Annotated in this window: 17 protein-coding genes; 9 read left to right on the top strand and 8 right to left on the bottom strand. The window is 35.8% G+C overall.

The window, feature by feature from the left end:
* Positions 1-25: 25 nt before the first annotated feature.
* From EPR_RS01905 to EPR_RS01890, 4 genes are all read left to right on the top strand, one after another.
* The gene (locus tag EPR_RS01905) at positions 26-376 is read left to right on the top strand and encodes a four helix bundle protein (protein ID WP_200763542.1); all 351 of its coding nucleotides are present in this window, start codon (positions 26-28) and stop codon (positions 374-376) included.
* Positions 377-1,471, top strand: coding sequence for an NAD-dependent epimerase (locus EPR_RS01900; protein ID WP_200763540.1), 1,095 nt, complete (start codon positions 377-379; stop codon positions 1,469-1,471).
* Positions 1,472-2,182, top strand: a complete 711-nt coding sequence (locus tag EPR_RS01895; RefSeq protein ID WP_200763538.1) for a glycosyltransferase family 2 protein — start codon at positions 1,472-1,474, stop codon at positions 2,180-2,182.
* 180 nt (positions 2,183-2,362) lie between these two features.
* Positions 2,363-3,466, top strand: a complete 1,104-nt coding sequence (locus tag EPR_RS01890) for a glycosyltransferase (RefSeq protein WP_234697152.1) — start codon at positions 2,363-2,365, stop codon at positions 3,464-3,466.
* Here EPR_RS01890 and pseI read toward each other — a convergent pair.
* Genes pseI through pseB form a run of 5 tightly spaced genes read right to left on the bottom strand, consistent with a single transcriptional unit; the run spans position 3,459 to position 8,879 of the window.
* Complete coding sequence (gene pseI, locus EPR_RS01885; RefSeq protein WP_200763536.1) at positions 3,459-4,502, bottom strand: pseudaminic acid synthase; 1,044 nt, start codon at positions 4,500-4,502, stop codon at positions 3,459-3,461. The two genes, EPR_RS01890 and pseI, sit on opposite strands and share 8 nt — an antisense overlap.
* Positions 4,486-5,985, bottom strand: a complete 1,500-nt coding sequence (pseG, locus tag EPR_RS01880) for a UDP-2,4-diacetamido-2,4,6-trideoxy-beta-L-altropyranose hydrolase (protein WP_200763535.1) — start codon at positions 5,983-5,985, stop codon at positions 4,486-4,488. The genes pseI and pseG overlap by 17 nt, the downstream gene beginning before the upstream one ends.
* Positions 5,982-6,722 carry a cytidylyltransferase domain-containing protein gene (locus EPR_RS01875; RefSeq protein ID WP_200763519.1) on the bottom strand — a complete coding sequence of 247 codons (741 nt, stop codon included), beginning with the start codon at positions 6,720-6,722 and terminating at the stop codon, positions 5,982-5,984. Before EPR_RS01875 ends, pseG begins: the two co-directional genes overlap by 4 nt.
* A complete protein-coding gene (gene pseC, locus EPR_RS01870) occupies positions 6,706-7,887 on the bottom strand; it encodes a UDP-4-amino-4,6-dideoxy-N-acetyl-beta-L-altrosamine transaminase (protein WP_200763517.1) in 1,182 nt (393 codons plus the stop codon). The genes EPR_RS01875 and pseC overlap by 17 nt, the downstream gene beginning before the upstream one ends.
* Positions 7,887-8,879, bottom strand: a complete 993-nt coding sequence (pseB, locus tag EPR_RS01865; protein WP_200763507.1) for a UDP-N-acetylglucosamine 4,6-dehydratase (inverting) — start codon at positions 8,877-8,879, stop codon at positions 7,887-7,889. The genes pseC and pseB overlap by 1 nt, the downstream gene beginning before the upstream one ends.
* Positions 8,880-8,955: 76 nt before the next feature.
* Between pseB and rfaQ the strand changes: the two genes are divergently transcribed.
* Genes rfaQ through waaF form a run of 5 tightly spaced genes read left to right on the top strand, consistent with a single transcriptional unit; the run spans position 8,956 to position 14,201 of the window.
* The gene (rfaQ, locus tag EPR_RS01860; RefSeq protein WP_200763505.1) at positions 8,956-10,005 is read left to right on the top strand and encodes a putative lipopolysaccharide heptosyltransferase III; all 1,050 of its coding nucleotides are present in this window, start codon (positions 8,956-8,958) and stop codon (positions 10,003-10,005) included.
* A complete protein-coding gene (locus EPR_RS01855; protein ID WP_200763504.1) occupies positions 10,002-11,057 on the top strand; it encodes a glycosyltransferase in 1,056 nt (351 codons plus the stop codon). The genes rfaQ and EPR_RS01855 overlap by 4 nt, the downstream gene beginning before the upstream one ends.
* Positions 11,029-12,177: an O-antigen ligase family protein gene (locus EPR_RS01850; RefSeq protein WP_200763502.1), complete on the top strand. Its 1,149-nt coding sequence runs from the start codon at positions 11,029-11,031 to the stop codon at positions 12,175-12,177. Before EPR_RS01855 ends, EPR_RS01850 begins: the two co-directional genes overlap by 29 nt.
* The gene (locus EPR_RS01845) at positions 12,164-13,189 is read left to right on the top strand and encodes a glycosyltransferase family 4 protein (RefSeq protein WP_200763500.1); all 1,026 of its coding nucleotides are present in this window, start codon (positions 12,164-12,166) and stop codon (positions 13,187-13,189) included. The genes EPR_RS01850 and EPR_RS01845 overlap by 14 nt, the downstream gene beginning before the upstream one ends.
* Positions 13,176-14,201 carry a lipopolysaccharide heptosyltransferase II gene (waaF, locus tag EPR_RS01840; RefSeq protein ID WP_200763498.1) on the top strand — a complete coding sequence of 342 codons (1,026 nt, stop codon included), beginning with the start codon at positions 13,176-13,178 and terminating at the stop codon, positions 14,199-14,201. Before EPR_RS01845 ends, waaF begins: the two co-directional genes overlap by 14 nt.
* 13 nt (positions 14,202-14,214) lie before the next feature.
* On the opposite strand, the gene gmhA is transcribed toward waaF, so the two are convergent.
* The 3 genes from gmhA to rfaD all read right to left on the bottom strand — a co-directional run bounded on the left by gmhA (position 14,215) and on the right by rfaD (position 17,285).
* Entirely contained in the window at positions 14,215-14,778 is a 564-nt protein-coding gene (gmhA, locus tag EPR_RS01835) for a D-sedoheptulose 7-phosphate isomerase (protein ID WP_200763496.1), read from the bottom strand.
* Positions 14,779-14,855: 77 nt separating this feature from the next.
* Positions 14,856-16,280 (bottom strand): D-glycero-beta-D-manno-heptose-7-phosphate kinase, encoded by a 1,425-nt coding sequence (rfaE1, locus tag EPR_RS01830; RefSeq protein ID WP_200763494.1) that lies wholly within the window; start codon positions 16,278-16,280, stop codon positions 14,856-14,858.
* Positions 16,281-17,285 carry an ADP-glyceromanno-heptose 6-epimerase gene (gene rfaD, locus EPR_RS01825; protein WP_200763492.1) on the bottom strand — a complete coding sequence of 335 codons (1,005 nt, stop codon included), beginning with the start codon at positions 17,283-17,285 and terminating at the stop codon, positions 16,281-16,283.
* Between the last annotated feature and the right edge of the window lie 16 nt (positions 17,286-17,301).

Below are 17,301 nucleotides of genomic sequence, written 5' to 3'. Positions count from 1 at the left end.
GTTGGTTATGATTAAAAGGGTATTAGTGAAAGAACATAAAGATTTGGATGTATGGAATCTCTCTATGGATTTAGTGGAAAAGATATACAAACTTTGTCAGACATTTCCAAAAGAAGAGACATACGGATTAACTTTGCAAATAAAAAGAGCTACAATCTCAATTCCAAGCAATATCGCAGAAGGCGCTTCAAGACAGAGCAATAAAGAATTCATTCAGTTTCTATTTATTTCGCTAGGTTCATTATCCGAACTTGAAACACAATTATTACTGGCAAAAAGGCTCTGTTTTGTTGAAAATATAGATGAGACAATCGAAGATATTGTCAGAATCAAAAAAATGCTCTATGGGCTTATAAATTTTATAAAGGCGAAATAAATGGACAAAAACCATTCACGAATCACGAATCACGAATCACGAAAAAAAATTCTTATAACCGGTACAGCCGGATTTATAGGCTTTCATCTTGCAACTAGACTTCTTGAAAGAGGTGATGAGGTAGTAGGTATAGACAATATCAACGACTACTACGACATCAGAGTAAAATACGGAAGATTGAAAGAGTTGGGTTTTGAAGAGAACGATTTCGAATATGGTAAAAAATACAGAAGTAAAAAATATCCGAACCACACATTTTACAAGATTGATTTGGAAGATAAAGAGGCGATTGATAAACTGTTTATTGAAGAAAAGTTTGACAGAGTATGCAATTTGGCCGCACAGGCAGGAGTACGATACTCTCTAACCAACCCTGATGCATACATCCAAAGCAATATCGTAGGATTTTTAAATATACTCGAAGCCTGCAGACACAATGATATAGAACATCTAGCCTATGCCAGCAGTTCCAGTGTATACGGACTAAACGAGAAGATGCCATTCAGCGTCGAAGACAACGTGGACCATCCCATCAGCTTGTATGCTGCAAGCAAAAAGTCAAATGAACTGATGGCACATACATACAGCCATCTATACAACATTCCTACAACGGGTCTTAGATTTTTTACCGTATATGGCCCATGGGGAAGACCGGATATGGCACTTTTTCTGTTCACCAAAGCGATCATAGAAAATAGACCCATAGATGTATTTAATTATGGCAAAATGAAAAGAGATTTTACATATATAGATGATATCGTGGAAGGTGTGGTCAGGGTTATTGACAATCCCGCAAAGCCAAATCCCGAGTGGAGCGGCAAAAAGCCAAATCCGGCTTCCAGCAAAGCACCTTACAGAGTCTATAACATAGGCAATGGCGCTCCGGTGGAGCTGATGGATTTTATCAAAGCGATAGAGAAGGCTTTGGGCAAAGAGGCAAAGAAAAATATGCTCCCGATTCAACCCGGAGACGTACCTGCCACATGGGCAGATACCAGCGCTTTGGAAAGAGATTTGGGATATAAGCCTGGAACTCCTATAGAGTACGGAGTCGAGCAGTTTGTCAAATGGTATAGAGAGTTTTATGGAGTCTGATTGGAAAAGCTATCTGTAGTTATTATCACTTTTAACAGCGAAAAATATATAAAAGAGGCCGTAGAATCAGCCTCTTTTGCTGATGAAGTATTGGTACTTGACAGCGGTTCAAGCGACAATACCGCAAAAATTGCAAAAGAGCTCGGTGCTAGAGTGGAGTATCAAAAGTGGCTAGGCTTCGGAAAACAGAAACAAAAAGCAGTGGATTTGGCCAAAAACAGATGGGTTTTCGTGCTTGACAGCGATGAGAGAATAACTGAAAATCTGCAAAAAGAGATAAAAGAGATTTTAAAAAATCCGAAGTTTGAAGCCTACGAAGTTCCAAGATTAAACTACTTTTTTGGCAAACCGATAAAACACTGCGGACTCTATCCTGATAAAACTATAAGACTTTTCGACAAAGAAAAAGCGAGATTCACTTCCGACGAAGTTCATGAAAAAGTAGTAACCGAGAGCAAAACTGGCTCTTTAAAAAACCATATGCTACATCTTGCATATGATAGCGTAGAAGAGTTTATAGATAAGCAGAACCGATACTCATCTCTTGGGGCAAAACCAAACAGAATAAAAGCAGTCATAAATCCCCCCTGGACTTTTTTTAAGATCTTTTTTTTAAAACTCGGTTTTCTTGACGGCTGGCACGGTTACCTGATAGCAAAACTCTACAGCCAATATACATTTTGGAAATATATTAAAAAGGGAGGCGCGTAAAGAAATCGTGAACTGCTTCACGATTTTAGCGCCGCACGGCGAGGCGAATATGCGGGCGAAGCCGGCATAGCCTACGACAGTTTACCGATAGATTGCACGGCGATGGCGATGTGCAGAGCGAAGCGATTGCACCGCCAGACGCCAGTTTATAGAATAACAAAGTTGAAGGATAAAGATATCTTGGAAAAAACAGAAAAGATAAAAGTATTACACACAGAGTGGTCAGATGGATGGGGCGGACAGGAAATCAGAATCATAAACGAAATGCTTTCTGTCAGAGAAAGAGGGGTTGAGGTCTTGCTAGTTTGTAGAGATCACGCCAAAATAAAAGAGCAAGCTATTAAATACGGTATCAAAGTATATAGCTTGCCTTTTAGAGGGAATACCGACTTAAAGACTCTTTTTGGTCTGATAAAAATCATAAAAGATGAAAAGATTGACATAGTAAACACCCACAGCGGAAAAGATACCTGGGTGGGAGGATTTGCCGCTAAAATTGCCGGAGCAAAATTTATAAGAACCCGCCATCTTTCAAACAGAATAAACCCTTCAAGACTAAATTTCATAAACGAAATGGCCGATTTTATCATAACGACTGGTGAGGGCGTAAGAGAAGATATGATACGTTTCAACCGTATAAAGCCCAAGCGTATAGCCTCGATACCCACAGGGATTGATGAAAAGATATTTGATCCCGATAAATTCGACAAAGAAAAAAACAGAGAGTTTTTCGGGATAAAAAAAGATCAGATCGCTATAGGAATACTTGCGGTTCTAAGAGGCTTCAAAAGACACGATCTCTTTTTAGAGATGGCAAAAGAGATATCTAAAAAATATCCCCAAACCGTTTTTTTGATAGCGGGAGATGGTCCAGGAAAACATAGAATAAAAAAAATGGTAAAAGAGATGGGACTTAAAGAAAGAGTCAAAATGTTGGGACATGTAAACAAGCCTGCAAAATTTTTATCGACTCTTGATATTTTTACTCTCACTTCCGATTCAAACGAAGGGGTACCACAATCGGTTATGCAGGCACTTATGATGAAACTTCCGGTAATAGCTACAGATGTGGGAAGTACTAAAGATCTGTGGCACAATGACAACTTTATGCTGATTGAGCCTAAAAATATGAAAAGTTTGGTTCAAAACGTAGAAAAAATGATACAAAATCCACAGCTTAGAGAAAATTACGCCAAAAACGCAAGGGATTTTGTGGTGAAAAATTTTTCAAAAAAGGTTATGACAGATAAAATTATAGATATCTATCAAAACCTTCTTAACTGATATGCTCCCACTTTAAAGGGGTTCCTTTTTCAAGATCAGTTGCCGCTCTTTTGCCTAAAATATCTTTTAAATACTTTGGATGAAGCCCGTATCCCGGTCTTACCGAACGGATATTTTTCTCAGTCAAAATTTCACCCTCTCTAATATTTTCCGCTACAAAGAGACTTCTTGAAAACTCTCTGCTTTTTCTCTTTTTATCACTCATAGAATAATCCACTTTTCCAAGAAGCTTTTCGGTATCTCTTACAGCCTTAACCATCTCTTTGAATTCATCTATATCCAGACTGAATGCGGCATCCGGTCCTCCCATACTCTTATCCAAAATAAAGTGTTTTTCAATGACCTTTGCACCCAATGTCACAGCAGCGACAGGGGCTGTAATACCCAGAGTATGGTCTGAAAATCCTGCTATTACGCCAAAAGTTTCGGACAGATTCGGGATTGTTTCAAGGTTCGCATCCTCCAGAGGTGCAGGATATGCAGAAGTACATTTTAAAAGAACAATTTTGTCATTTCCAACTCTTCTGCAGGCATTTACTGCCTCTTCAATATCACAAAGAGTCGCGATACCTGTGGATATGATCATAGGCTTTCCTTTTGAGGCCGCATACTCTATAAGAGGAATGTCTGTTATCTCAAAAGAGGCAATTTTGTAAGCAGGAACGTTCATCTTTTCAAGAAAGTCGACAGCACTTTTGTCAAAAGGGGAAGAAAAAAGAGTAATTCCTATCGAATCGGCATATTTTTTTAGCTCTGGCTGCCACTCCCAAGGTGTGTATGCTTCTTCATAGAGTTCATATAGGGTCTTTCCATCCCAGATGGTTCCTTGTTTTATCTGAAAATATTCATTATCGCACTTTAAAGTTATTGTATCGGGAGTGTAAGTTTGCAGTTTTACCGCATCCGCTCCGGCTTCGTACGCCGCCTTTATCATCTCTTTTGCTATCTCAAAACTTTGATTATGGTTGGCGGAAACTTCGGCAATTATATATACCGGACTGTCATTTGAAACAGTTTTGTTATCTATTCTTATCATTTTTTAGCCTTTTTAAAACAAATGTTGGAATGCTTTTGTAAAGAGTCTCTTCAACTTTTTTAAAACCGCTTTTTTCAAAGCTCTTTATCGAAGCGATATTCTCTTTTTTTATATACGCGTAGATATCGAAATCGCCTACTCTGTTTCGAAACGACTCTACACTTTTTGAAATTATGTCGCTTGCGTATCCACAACCTCTCACTATCGAAGCCAATGATATACTGATAAAATAGTCGTTTTCACTTTTTTCAAATCTAATCTGTCCAAGGACTGTTCCATCTTTTTCAACGATCAGAAAAAGCGTATTTTCGTCTTTTAATTTTTTCAAAAACCACTCTTTATGTCTCTCAAAAGGTATTTTTTCACTGCTGAAAGAGTTTTTTCTGACTATCTCATCGTTCGATATCTCAAAAACGGCGTTTATATCCTTTTCCTCGGCCTCTCTTATCGAAAAATTTTCAAACATTTTACATATGATAGCTTTCGTAACTTTTTCTACTTTTCCAATACGAAGAGTTTTCATCCTTTCCAAAAAGGCTATTCTCAAAGTTTTGTCAAATATCAGGTTTTCAAAACCTCTTTTTATATCATCTGTTTCGTTTTCAACGCACATTGCATACCCGTTTTCACTCAGATATTCATATATCTTTTCCTGATTGTCCGCCAACTTCAAAGCCAAAAAAGGAAGCCTCATATATAAAGCCTCTATACTCGTCGTTCCGCAAGATATCACTGCAATATCCGCTTTGTTCATTAGCTCGGCCATATTCTTTGCATCCGTAATTATTCGGTAACTTTTGTTGCTTTTCTTTGCAAACTTTTGCAGTTCGGGCAAATACTCATTTGCAGCACCCACCACAATATCGGCATGAAATTTGAAACCTTTGCTCTCCTCCAAAGCCTTCATCACTTCAAGCGTTACATTTTTTGGATCCGCACCGCCCAGAGTTACTAGTATTCTGACATTTTGCAGATCGATATGTTTTTTATCTCTGATCTCAATCTCTCTAAACTCTTTTCTGATAAGCGCATATTCTACCCCGCAAAGCAAATAAGCAGATGAGGGAACTAGATTTTTATAATCCTCTTTTTTTGCATATATATTTTGATTTAACAAAATATCGCAAAAATGTTTTTGATATGTATCATCAAATGAGAAAACCAAAATACCGGATCTTTTTTTTATTTCTCTTTCATACTCTTCGTCTATTCCATAATGGTCGAATACAATAAAAGAGGCATTCTTTTGTTTGATAATACGGCTTACTTCATCTATCTCTTGCCTTTTATCGCTACTTTGCAACTCAATAAGCTCAAATCCGCTGTTTTTGATCTTGAAATTTATATTTCCTGGCAAAGATCTTGAAAGATATATAACATTAAAACTTTTTTCTTTTAATTCCTTTACCAAAACAAGCGTTCTTGTTATATGCCCGGTGCCTATATTTTTGGAGCTATCCGCTCTAATCAAAATAGTTTTCATACTTTTTTCTGTTCTATATGCCTGTTTATTTCATATATATGTGGATTTTTTTTCAAAACCTCGAGCAACTCTTCATAACTAAAATCCGTTTTGCATTTTAAAAATCTGTATATCTCTTTTATCGCTTCGAAATCAGCCTCTTCATCCAACGTTAGGCGATATTTTGAATTGTCATCTTTGTCTTTGAAGCTGCATATTTTGAATTCATTTTTGTGCGTCGTATGAATATAGGTCGTTACATGCTCTTTTTCGTAATCCAAGGTAGCATTTTCATAAGCTTTTTTAAGTGCGTCAAAACCGAAAATTTCTATGTCGAATCCTCTTGGAAATGTTCGCTCTATTGTATTTGAGAGATAGTCACATTTTTCTATCTTAAATTCATCTATCATTTTTTTCAAAATATTTTGATCGATCAGAGGACAATCCGATGTAAGTCTTATTATCGTATCACTTTTCTTTGCACCAAAATTCAAAGCCGCTTTGTAGTATCTCTCAAGTACATTGTGCGTATCGCCCCTGAAATATTTCAAGCCTCTTCTTTCACAAAGTTTCACTATAGGTTTTTCGCTTCCGTCATTTGTAGTGGCAATAATTATATTTTTTTCAAAACTTTTTAATCTATCTATCATAATTTCTAAAACAGTTTTGCCGCATAGCGGCAGCATTACTTTTCCAAGGAGCCTTGTTGAAGTCATACGAGCTTGAATGATAATGAATAGATTATTTTCTATTTTCATTGACCAACTTTTTTAGAGTTTTTATTACATACTCTTGCTCCTCTCTTTCCAAAGAGGGATACATAGGTAAAGACAATGCCTCTTTATAGTATCTGTCCATTTTTGGAGTCTCCTCTTTGCCATATCCCAAAGAACGGTAATACGGCTGTTTGTTTATAGGGATATAATGTAGCTGTAGCCCGATGCTCTTCTCTCTCATTTTGTAAAAGAGTTCCGCTTTGGTAATGAAGAGTTTTTCAAAATCTATTCTAACTACATATAGATGGTAAGATGAGCGGCCGTTGTATCCGTATAGCGGCTTTATGAATTCCTCTTTTTCGAACTCTTCATCATACTTCAAAGCTATATCTCTTCTTCTTTTTATGAAAGTATCCAGCTTTTCAAACTGAGAGATTCCAAGTGCACACTGCATATCGGTGATGCGGTAGTTGAATCCCAAAAGCTGCTGTTCGTAGTACCAAGGATTGAGGTTGCCTTTTTCGTCATATGCCATATTCTTATCTAAAAACCTATTTTCATCTTTTGTTATTCCATGGTTTCTAAGCAGAAGAAGTTTTTCATATATCCTTTCATCATTCGTTGTTATCGCTCCGCCCTCTCCTGTTGTCAAATGCTTTACAGGATGAAAAGAAAGAATCGAACAGTCACTATTTTTGCAGCTTCCGGCTTTTATTTCTTTATATTCCGCCCCTATAGAATGGGCGCAATCTTCCAAAATCTTTATACCGTATTTCTCTTTTAAAACTTTTAGTTTTTCCTGTTCTACGGGATTACCGCTAAAATGTACCACATATAAAGCTTTTATAGAAGGGTCATTTTTTAGTATCTCTTCGCAAAGCTCAAAATCTATATTTCCGTCATCTTTTATATCGACAAAAACTGGCTTTGCCCCCGCATATAAAATAGCGTTCGAAGTGGCAACGAATGAGTTTGGAGAGGTCAGCACCTTGTCCCCGGGATTTAAAATAGATAAAGACGCCAGATGAAGCGCAGCCGTACCGTTTGAGACCGCCACGGCATATTTTGCTCCGGTATATTCGTATATTTTTTCTTCAAACTCTTTGATTTTCGGTCCCTGAGTAATAAAAGGGGATTTCAAAACCTCTTTGACGGCTCGTCTGTCTTTTTTGTCTATATACTGCTTTCCATAAGGTATAAAATCCATCAAATATTTCCTATCATATCAAGAAGTTCATTTTCCGTAAGCCACCAGTCGTTTTTGTCGGAGCTGTACTCAAAACCCACTTCGACAGGCTCGCCTTTTTCACCCAAAGCATTTGTCTCAAACTCTACTTTGTGGGCAAACTGAATGGTCGGTTTTATAACATAATGATCTTTAAACTCCAATGTCAGATGGCTGTCATCTTTCGGGCACATCACCTCATGCAGTTTCTCTCCCGGTCTTATGCCTATGATCTTTATAGGCAGATCAGGAGCCATGGCCTTTGCAAGATCAATTACTCTCATAGAAGGAATTTTGGGTACGAATATCTCTCCCCCCTTCATCCTCTCAAAATTTTTAAGAACAAAGTTTACACCCTGTTCAAGTGTTATCCAAAATCTTGTCATTCTCTCATCTGTTATGGGTAGCTCTTTTGCACCGTTTTTTATAAGTTTTTTGAAAAAGGGAACAACGCTTCCTCGTGAGCCCACTACATTTCCGTATCTTACAACACCAAATCTCGTCTCTCTTTTTCCCACTATATTGTTTGCCGCAACAAACATCTTGTCGCTTGCAAGCTTAGTAGCTCCGTAGAGATTGATAGGATTTGCCGCTTTGTCGGTTGAAAGAGCCATAACCTTTTTTACATTGTTCGCAATAGCCGCCTGTATAACGTTCTCGGCCCCGTGGATATTTGTCTTTATGCACTCCATAGGATTGTATTCTGCAACCGGAACATGTTTAAGTGCCGCAGCATGGATAACGAAATCCACATCCTGCATAGCCGTCATCAGTCTCTCTTTATCTCTTACATCTCCTATGAAGTATCTCATACAAGGCTCGTTAAACTCCTGAGCCATCTCAAACTGTTTCAGTTCATCTCGCGAATAGATAATTATCTTATTTGGTTTATAGTTTTTCAGAAGTATCTCGGTATATTTTTTACCAAAGCTTCCTGTCCCGCCTGTTATTAGTATGTTTTTGTCGGTGAACATATTTATTCCTAATAAGTACTTTTATGTTAAAACTTTATTATTATATAATACCAATTTAATTTTTTGGAGAAATTATATGAAGATATTATTGATAAAGTTTAGAAATATTGGCGACGTTTTATTGATGACACCTTTGATAAAAAACTTAAAATTAATTTTTCCAAATTCGACTATAGATATAGTTATCAACAAAGAGAGCGAAACGATATTAAAAAATAATGTAAATATTAACAAACTTTTTTTGTATGATAGAAGTTTAATCAAAAAACAAAACTTATTAAACAAAATCAAATTTGAGATTGAATTTGCAAGAAACATAATTCGAAATAGATACGATTTAATAATCAATCTTACAGAAGGCGACAGAGGTACGATAATATCTTTGCTTACAAAAGCTAAAAAAAAGTTTGGTTATTTACCTAAAAACAAACTTTTAAAAGCATTAAGCCCATATAATAGATATAAAACACATTTTGAACAGATACATGCAGTAGAAAGAGATTTAAGCTTTTTAGAATTTTTAGATAAAAAACCGATTGAAAAAAGAATAGAAATTTACTTTTCAAAGCAGGATCTTGAAAAAACAAAAAAGTTTAAAAAAAACTTTATAGTTTTACATCCTGTTGCTAAATGGCAATATAAATTTTGGGAAATCGATAGGTTTGCAAAAATTATAGACTATTTAATTGAAAATAATCAAAAGGTGATTATTACAGGCAGTCCAAATCCAAAAGAGTTGGCTATAATTGACGAAATAATTTCTATTGCTAAACACAAACCTGTCAATCTTGCCGGACAACTGACACTTAAAGAGACAGCGGCCCTTTATTCCAAAGCCAAGTTATTTATAGGGTTAGATACAGCACCAATGCATATGGCAGCTGCAGTAGATATTCCTGTTATAACTCTTTTTGGTCTCTCTGATCCGGTTGTATGGGGTCCTTGGGAAAATAGTTTGCAAACATCATGCTATAAAGACATAAGAAAAACACAATATTGCGGTAAACATGTAGTAATACAATATGAAAGCAATAAAATAATTTACCAAAAAGGCATAAAAAAAAGTGAAGCAATGTTGAAAATAACTCCAGAAGATGTAATCAAGGAAATAAAGAAAAAAATATGAATATTTTTTACAATCATACCTTAGAATTAAAATTTTCTTCTGCACAAACTCTTCAGGTGATTAAAGATTATTGTTACCTTTCAAAACTTGGATATAAAATATACTTATATGGCAAGTTTGTTTCAATAAAAGATTTAAAAAATATAAACGAATTTATTCAAAATTACAATGTTCATATATTTGTAAATAAAATGCAATTTTGGAAAACATTTTTTACTACAAAACAAAAGTTTGTAATAACTAGACATCACAAAAAGTTAAAAGAAACTCTCTTTTTAAAAAAGTTTGTAAATTTTAAAAATATTCATGAAATGCATGAAGAATCTTTTTTTTATATATTCAAACCCAAGTATTCAAAAAAGTACTTTGAAAAACTCTTAAATAGTTCTGATGGAATAATATTTACTAACTATTCACAAGTAGAGTTTTTTAAAAAGGAATTTGGATATTATCCAAAATTTAAATATACAGTTCTTCCTAATGGAGTAGAAATTGAAAAATTTAAAAATGTTAAAATGTGCCAAAATAGAGTATTGACATACACCGGACAATTTAACAAATGGAAAAATGTCGAACTTATATTTGCAGCTTTAAAGTTGCTTCCAAAAGAGTATAAACTTAGAATTGCTGGTGGACAAAGCAAAAAAGATGTTGAATATATCAATTTTTTAGTAAAAAAATATAATCTTGAAGGAAGAATAGACTACAGGGGTTTTGTTGATAATAATGAAATTCCAAAAATTTTAGAGTGCTCTAATATATTGCTCGTTCCTCTAGGAGACAATGTTCAATCAAAATACTTAACTTCACCTATGAAACTTTTTGAATATATGGCTACAAATATTCCTATAGTAACTTTGAACCACCCAAGTGTTACAAATATAGTTAAAGAGTGCAAAAATATTTTTTTATCGAAAAACAACCCAAAAGATTTTGCCTATAAAATAATTGTAGCAACTAATAAAAAACCGGTAAAACAGAGTGATTGCATTAATAAATACACATATGAAGCAAGGAGCATAAATGCTGACAACTTCTTTAAAAAATTATAATTTTTGGTTCAAATTTTTAATATTTATTTTTATTATCTCTCTTCCACTGACAGAGGCTGTTAAAAATATCTCTCTTAGCATTTTATTTTTGCTTTTTTTATATGAATTGTTTTTGAAAAAAATCTATCTTAAGTTTAATATTGTTGATATTTTTATACTACTGCATTTGTTAGTAGCCTTTACTGGAATATTATTTGGAGTAAATACACAAGAAACTTTAAAACAGTTTCCAAACTTACTATTTATAACTTTTATTTATTTCTTTTTTAGATGGTTGCCGTATAAAAAATTTGAGATTTCAGAAAAATTTATTTTTAATACAATTTTTATTTCTTTCATCATTGCTGGACTATATGGATTTTATGAATATTTTATCGAACATTATAGGTATATGTCTTTAAACTCAGTTGGTTCCGTAAACAGATCTGCTACATATGCAATGTTTATTTTCGTCATTTCATTTGGCTATTGGCTATATAATAAAAACAACCTTGCTTTAGTTACATTTATATTTACAATAGTCTTTATATTTCTTACCGGAAGCCGAATGGCAATATATACACTTCCTATAATGATAATTTTCCTATTATATGTTTTCAATAGAATCACAATAAAAAATATTTTAATATCAATTATTGCTATAGCACTTCTTGCAATGATTTTTTTATATTTCTTTCCTGATAGTAGAGTCGCAATTAAAATAAAAAAAGGATTTAATGATCCAGCAAGAATACAAATATGGATAAGTTGTATATATATTTGGCTTTCACATAATATTTTTTTTGGAATAGGTATGGGAAATTCCATCTTTTTCTCTACAAAAACATTTTTTGGGAAAAATGCTATAGAAGGATATATAAATAATGCACATAACACATATTTGGATATGCTTTTAGAAAGAGGATTATTTGGACTCTTTACCTATTTAGGTTTTCTTTTATCAGCTTTATATAAATTTTGGGAAACAAAAGATTTCTATCTATCTAAAATCAGTATGGCTTTGATTGTTTCATCCTTAATAATGTCATTTATGAATATTACTTTTAGATATGAATTTGCTATGCTTTTTGTTATAATTTTAGGACTTACTTTAAATAAAATAGAATATGAAAAAAATTAGTTTCATACGCCAAAAATATACTCCATATGGAGGAGCCGAAAGGTATCTTGAGAGAGTTGCGAATGTTTTAAAAGAAAAAAATATCGATTATGAAATCATACATGCAGATTTTCCAAAATGGCTTCCATCCTGGCTTAAAGCTCTTCTTTTTAACAAACAGGTATGCGGCAAAAAAGAGAAAAAATTCTATTTCTCGCTCGATCGCATCATCTGCCCCGATATCTACAGAGCGGGTGACGGAGTACATAAAGCCTTCTTAAAGTCCAAAGGTATATCTTTAAATCCCCTGCATTTAACATATCTTTATCTTGAAAAAAAATGTTTCCGTAACGCAAAAAAGATAATTGCAAACTCCAAACAGGTAAAAAATCAGATTGTTGAGTATTACAAAATCGACGCTGATAAAATAGCGGTTATTTATAACGGTATAGAGATAAAAGAGTTTGACAAAGAACAATCAAAAATGAAAATCGGCCAAGAATTTGGAATAAAAGAAGATTCAAAAATCATTCTTTTTGCCGGAAGCGGTTTTGAAAGAAAAGGAGTGGCAGAGTTTTTGCAGATATTGGCGCTTTTAAACAGCGACTATCACGCTTTTATACTGGGCAAAGAGAAAAAAATATCTAAATATAAACAGATGGCAAAGGCTATGGGACTTGAGGGAAAAGTGACTTTTACAGGCCCAAGAAATGATATAGACCACTTCTATGCAGCTTCGGATATATTTCTGTTTCCTACACGATACGAACCATTTTCAAACGTAGTTTTGGAAGCGATGAGTTTTGAAAATGTGGTATTTACAACAGCACAAAACGGTGCGGCAGAAATACTTCCAAAAGAGCTTGTAATGAAAAATCCAAAAGATCTTTCGGTAGTCAAAAAGATAGATACCCTTTTGCAAAATAATGATAAACTTGTCAAAATACAAAAAGAGATGAGAGAGATTTCAAAAGAGTACACCATAGAAAAAAATGTCCAAAAAACTTTAGAGGTTATCTATGAACTCATCTAACCCTTCAGCCGTCAACCTTCGACCTTCCACCTTCGACCTTCCACCTTCAACCTTGCTTATAGAACTTCCCACATGGCTGGGTGATACCATCATGGCGACTCCCGCCATTCAAAACCTCATAAAAACTTTGAATCCCGGAGAAATAACCCTGGTCGGAAGCTATGTATCAACAGAAGCTTTAAAAAACTATCCCAAAGTCAAAAGAGTCTTTGTGGACGATACAAAAAAGAGCAAAAACCGCCTTTTTGCCGCCTATAAACTTGCAAAAGAGATAGGTACGCATGATATTGCCGTCACTTTTAGAAGCCACTTTTTCTCTAAACTTCTTCTGTTTTTAACCGGCTCAAAAAAACGCTATCAATATAACCCTTCAGCCTTCAAACTTCTTCCTTCTACCTCTCTTCATCAGGTAGAAAAATACAACACATTTATCAACAAGATTTTAAATACAAACCTGCCGGCAGGCGACCTGAAACTCTATTTTCCCAAAATTCCCCCTTCAACCTTCAACCTTCGACCTCTGCTTGGAATAAACCCAGGTGCCACCTACGGAAGCGCAAAGAGATGGTATCCTGACAGATTTGCAAAAACAGCAGCCGCACTCTCAGATAAGTACAATATACTGATATTCGGTGGGCCGGGTGAAGTTAAAATAGCAAAAGATATAGAAAATGAACTTTTAAAACTGGGAGTAAAAAACTATAAAAATCTTGCAGGAAAGACAAACATTGCAAAGCTTATATCGAGTATCGCCGCTCTTGATCTTTTCATCACAAACGACAGCGGTCCTATGCATATCGCAGCCGCCTACAAAGTGCCAACAGTGGCAATATTCGGCCCCACCGACTACACTTCCACATCCCAGTGGAAAAATCCGAAAAGCAAAGTAATCTCACTGAACCTAGAATGCGCCCCCTGTATGAAAAGGGTATGCCCGCTGAAACATCATGAATGTATGAAAGGAATATCCGCACAAATGGTTATAGAAGCGGCAAAAGAGCTGACCGGATAGTTTTATCCCTGTATCAAAAAGCCTCGTCTACCGCTGCACAGATAATATGTCCTATCAAAATATGCATCTCCTGAATACGGGCAGTTTCATTTGAAGGCACTACTATATTTGCATCGCAAAGAGATGCCATTTTGCCTCCCTCTTTTCCGCTAAGTCCTATCGTCTTGCATCCCATCGTTTTTGCCACTTCAAGACCTCTGAGGACATTTTCGCTGTTTCCGCTTGTAGATATTCCTATACAGAGGTCGCCATTTTGTGCCAGAGCCTCAACCTGTCTTGCGAACACCTGTTCATACCCGTAGTCATTGGCAATGGCGGTAAGCGCAGAAGTATCCGTAGTAAGCGCAATAGCAGGCAAACCTTTTCTTTCCTTTTTGAACCTACCGGTAAGCTCCGCTGCTATATGCTGTGCATCTGCAGCACTGCCACCGTTTCCGAAAATCAGTATCTTTTTACCGTTTTTCAAAGTCTCGACTGTTATTATACATGCGGTATATATATGAAACTTCATATCCTCTATCACTTTTGCAGCAGTCTCAAGGTGGGAATGCAGATCCCTTTCGACTATTTCCATCATTTGCAGTTCCTTTTTTGTAAGTGTTAGTGTTGGTGATAGTTTCTATCTCCTATAAACTATCAACCATAAATTAAAAACTAATTTTTTCTTACTTTTTCTATAATTCCTGTAGTGCTTTTTCCCTCTACAAAATCTATAAGCTTAACCTCTTTTGCAATGTCACTTCCCACAACTTCCTTGTCTTTGTAGTCTCCCCCTTTTACAAGAACATCGGGTTTTACTCTCTTTATCAGTTCATAAGGAGTGTCTTCGTCAAATATAACAACATAGTCAACTGCTTCAAGCGCTGCAAGCAGATATGCACGGTCATACTGCTCATTTACCGGTCTATTTTCTCCTTTGAGTCTTTTGACAGAATTATCAGAATTGAGTCCTACTATCAAAACGTCACCCAAAGCTTTCGCTTTTTCGAGATATTTGACATGCCCTATATGCAATATATCAAAACAGCCGTTTGTAAAGACAACTTTTTTTCCTTTCTCTTTCAATAAACCGGCAATTTTTTCTATCTCATCGAAACTTTTTATATGGCTGTCGCTGCTGCTTTTGTGCAAAGAACTCTCATACTCCTCTATCTCCTCTATCGTTGCTGTAGCGCATCCCACTTTTCCCACAACAACTCCGGCTGCCAGGTTTGCAAATCTTGCAGCCTCTTTCAAACCCTTTCCGACAGATACAGCAAATCCCAAAGCTGCCAAAACAGTATCACCGGCCCCGGTCACATCATATACCTCACGTGCCGCGGTCGGAATCTTTGTCATTTCATCTTCAAATATGGCCATTCCCTCTTCAGATAGAGTAATAATCACATTATCAAGTTTTAGTTCGTTTTTCAGTTTGAATCCCGCTTTTCTCAGACTCTCTTCATCTTTTATATCTATGCCTGTCGCAAGGGAAGCCTCTTTTTTATTTGGAGTTATCAAAGTGGCACCGGTATATTTCGAGTAGTCAGTGCCTTTTGGATCGACAAAAACCTTTACGCCGGCATCTCTTGCCGCATCTATTATCTCTTTTGTAACATTTTCGGTCAAAATCCCTTTACCGTAATCGGAAAGCAGTATCAAATCAAAATCATCTATGTTTCTCTTGACACTCCCCACAAGCTCTTTTTGTGAATTTTCATTTATATCCTCTTTGCTCTCTTTGTCAAATCTCACAATCTGCTGATGCGAAGCGATAACTCTTGTTTTTTTGCTTGTTTTTCTTCCATCTTCTTTTATAAGCACAAGCTTTTTGACACCTCTGTCTGAGAGTCTCTTCTCGAGCCACTCTCCGTTTTCATCATCACCTACCACACTCGCAACGTTTACATCCGCCCCGAATGCCAACAGGTTATTTAGAACATTACCAGCACCCCCCAAAACGAGGCTTTCATTTTTGATATCCACAACCTGGACCGGAGCTTCGGGAGAGATCCTCTCACACCTGCCCCATAGGTAATGATCTATCATCAGATCCCCAACAACGAGGATTTTTGGTTTTGATTTTTTCAAAATTTCCATCTATTTTATCTCTTCTTCAAAAATCTTTTTTATATACGGGATATCCGCTTTTATACCTTCTTCCAAAGTGTATCTTGGCTCATATCCCAAAAACTCGCGAGTCGGCTCTATATCGGCTTCGGTAAAAAACTGATACTGTTTTACGTATGGATTTGGGATATATTCACAAGGCATATCGGTACCGAGCTCTTGCTGCAAAATATCGACAATATCCTGAAAGCTCCTGGCCAGTCCCGTTCCCACATTATATACACCACTCTTTTTTGGATTGCAGGCAAGTATATTTGCCTGAATGACATCCTCTACAAAGATAAAGTCTCTTTTTATTTTGTCGCTACCAACAAAAAGTTTCGGATTTTGGCCGCTCAGTATTTGCAGACCAAACTGAAGTACCATTGAAGCTGTTTTGTTTTTAAAGTATTCTCTCGGACCGTATACATTAAAATATCTAAGTCCTACAATCGGCAAATCTATCTTTTTCATATAGTCATAGGCCAAATGATCCATTGCAAGTTTGCTAAACCCGTATATATTGGCAGGAGCCTCCGTTCCTACTTTATGTGGAGCCGGAAGTTTCCCGTATGTTGCGCCACTGGAAGCATATACCATAACGGCTCTCATTTCGGCTGCCATATCCAAAAGATCTTTAAAGGCATTTACATTTGTATCTATCATGATTTTCTGATCTTGAACCGTAGTGTCACTGATAGCAGCTTCATGGAATATATAATCAAACCGAAAATCAAGAAGCCTTTTTAAATCCTCTTTATTATTGATATCACCGCTTATTATTTCACCCTTGAAACCAAGAAGATTTTTAAAATGACCGAAACTTTTAAGATTGCCGTTTGAAAACCTCTCTTCCGTTCTGAAAAGATCAAAAACGACGACTTTTGCTTCCGGATAATTTTCCTGAAAATAAAAAGCCAGATTGCTTCCTATAAACCCCGCTCCACCGGTTATCAAAATGGTTTTATTGTTAAAGTCTATTTCACCGTATTTCATATAAGCTTCCTTTCGG

The organism is Nitrosophilus alvini, from assembly GCF_015100395.1.
GTDB lineage: Bacteria > Campylobacterota > Campylobacteria > Campylobacterales > Nitratiruptoraceae > Nitrosophilus > Nitrosophilus alvini.
This window is presented reverse-complemented; position numbering and strand designations above follow the sequence as displayed.

Coding starts and splice junctions, on each gene's coding strand:
- EPR_RS01845 (WP_200763500.1), top strand. CDS start 12,164: ATGAAAAAAATTAGTTTCATACGCCAAAAATATACTCCATATGGAGGA.
- gmhA (WP_200763496.1), bottom strand. CDS start 14,778: ATGATGGAAATAGTCGAAAGGGATCTGCATTCCCACCTTGAGACTGCT.
- rfaE1 (WP_200763494.1), bottom strand. CDS start 16,280: ATGGAAATTTTGAAAAAATCAAAACCAAAAATCCTCGTTGTTGGGGAT.
- EPR_RS01850 (WP_200763502.1), top strand. CDS start 11,029: ATGCTGACAACTTCTTTAAAAAATTATAATTTTTGGTTCAAATTTTTA.
- EPR_RS01855 (WP_200763504.1), top strand. CDS start 10,002: ATGAATATTTTTTACAATCATACCTTAGAATTAAAATTTTCTTCTGCA.
- EPR_RS01875 (WP_200763519.1), bottom strand. CDS start 6,722: ATGAAAATAGAAAATAATCTATTCATTATCATTCAAGCTCGTATGACT.
- rfaQ (WP_200763505.1), top strand. CDS start 8,956: ATGAAGATATTATTGATAAAGTTTAGAAATATTGGCGACGTTTTATTG.
- rfaD (WP_200763492.1), bottom strand. CDS start 17,285: ATGAAATACGGTGAAATAGACTTTAACAATAAAACCATTTTGATAACC.
- pseI (WP_200763536.1), bottom strand. CDS start 4,502: ATGATAAGAATAGATAACAAAACTGTTTCAAATGACAGTCCGGTATAT.
- EPR_RS01900 (WP_200763540.1), top strand. CDS start 377: ATGGACAAAAACCATTCACGAATCACGAATCACGAATCACGAAAAAAA.
- pseC (WP_200763517.1), bottom strand. CDS start 7,887: ATGGATTTTATACCTTATGGAAAGCAGTATATAGACAAAAAAGACAGA.
- pseB (WP_200763507.1), bottom strand. CDS start 8,879: ATGTTCACCGACAAAAACATACTAATAACAGGCGGGACAGGAAGCTTT.
- waaF (WP_200763498.1), top strand. CDS start 13,176: ATGAACTCATCTAACCCTTCAGCCGTCAACCTTCGACCTTCCACCTTC.
- pseG (WP_200763535.1), bottom strand. CDS start 5,985: ATGAAAACTATTTTGATTAGAGCGGATAGCTCCAAAAATATAGGCACC.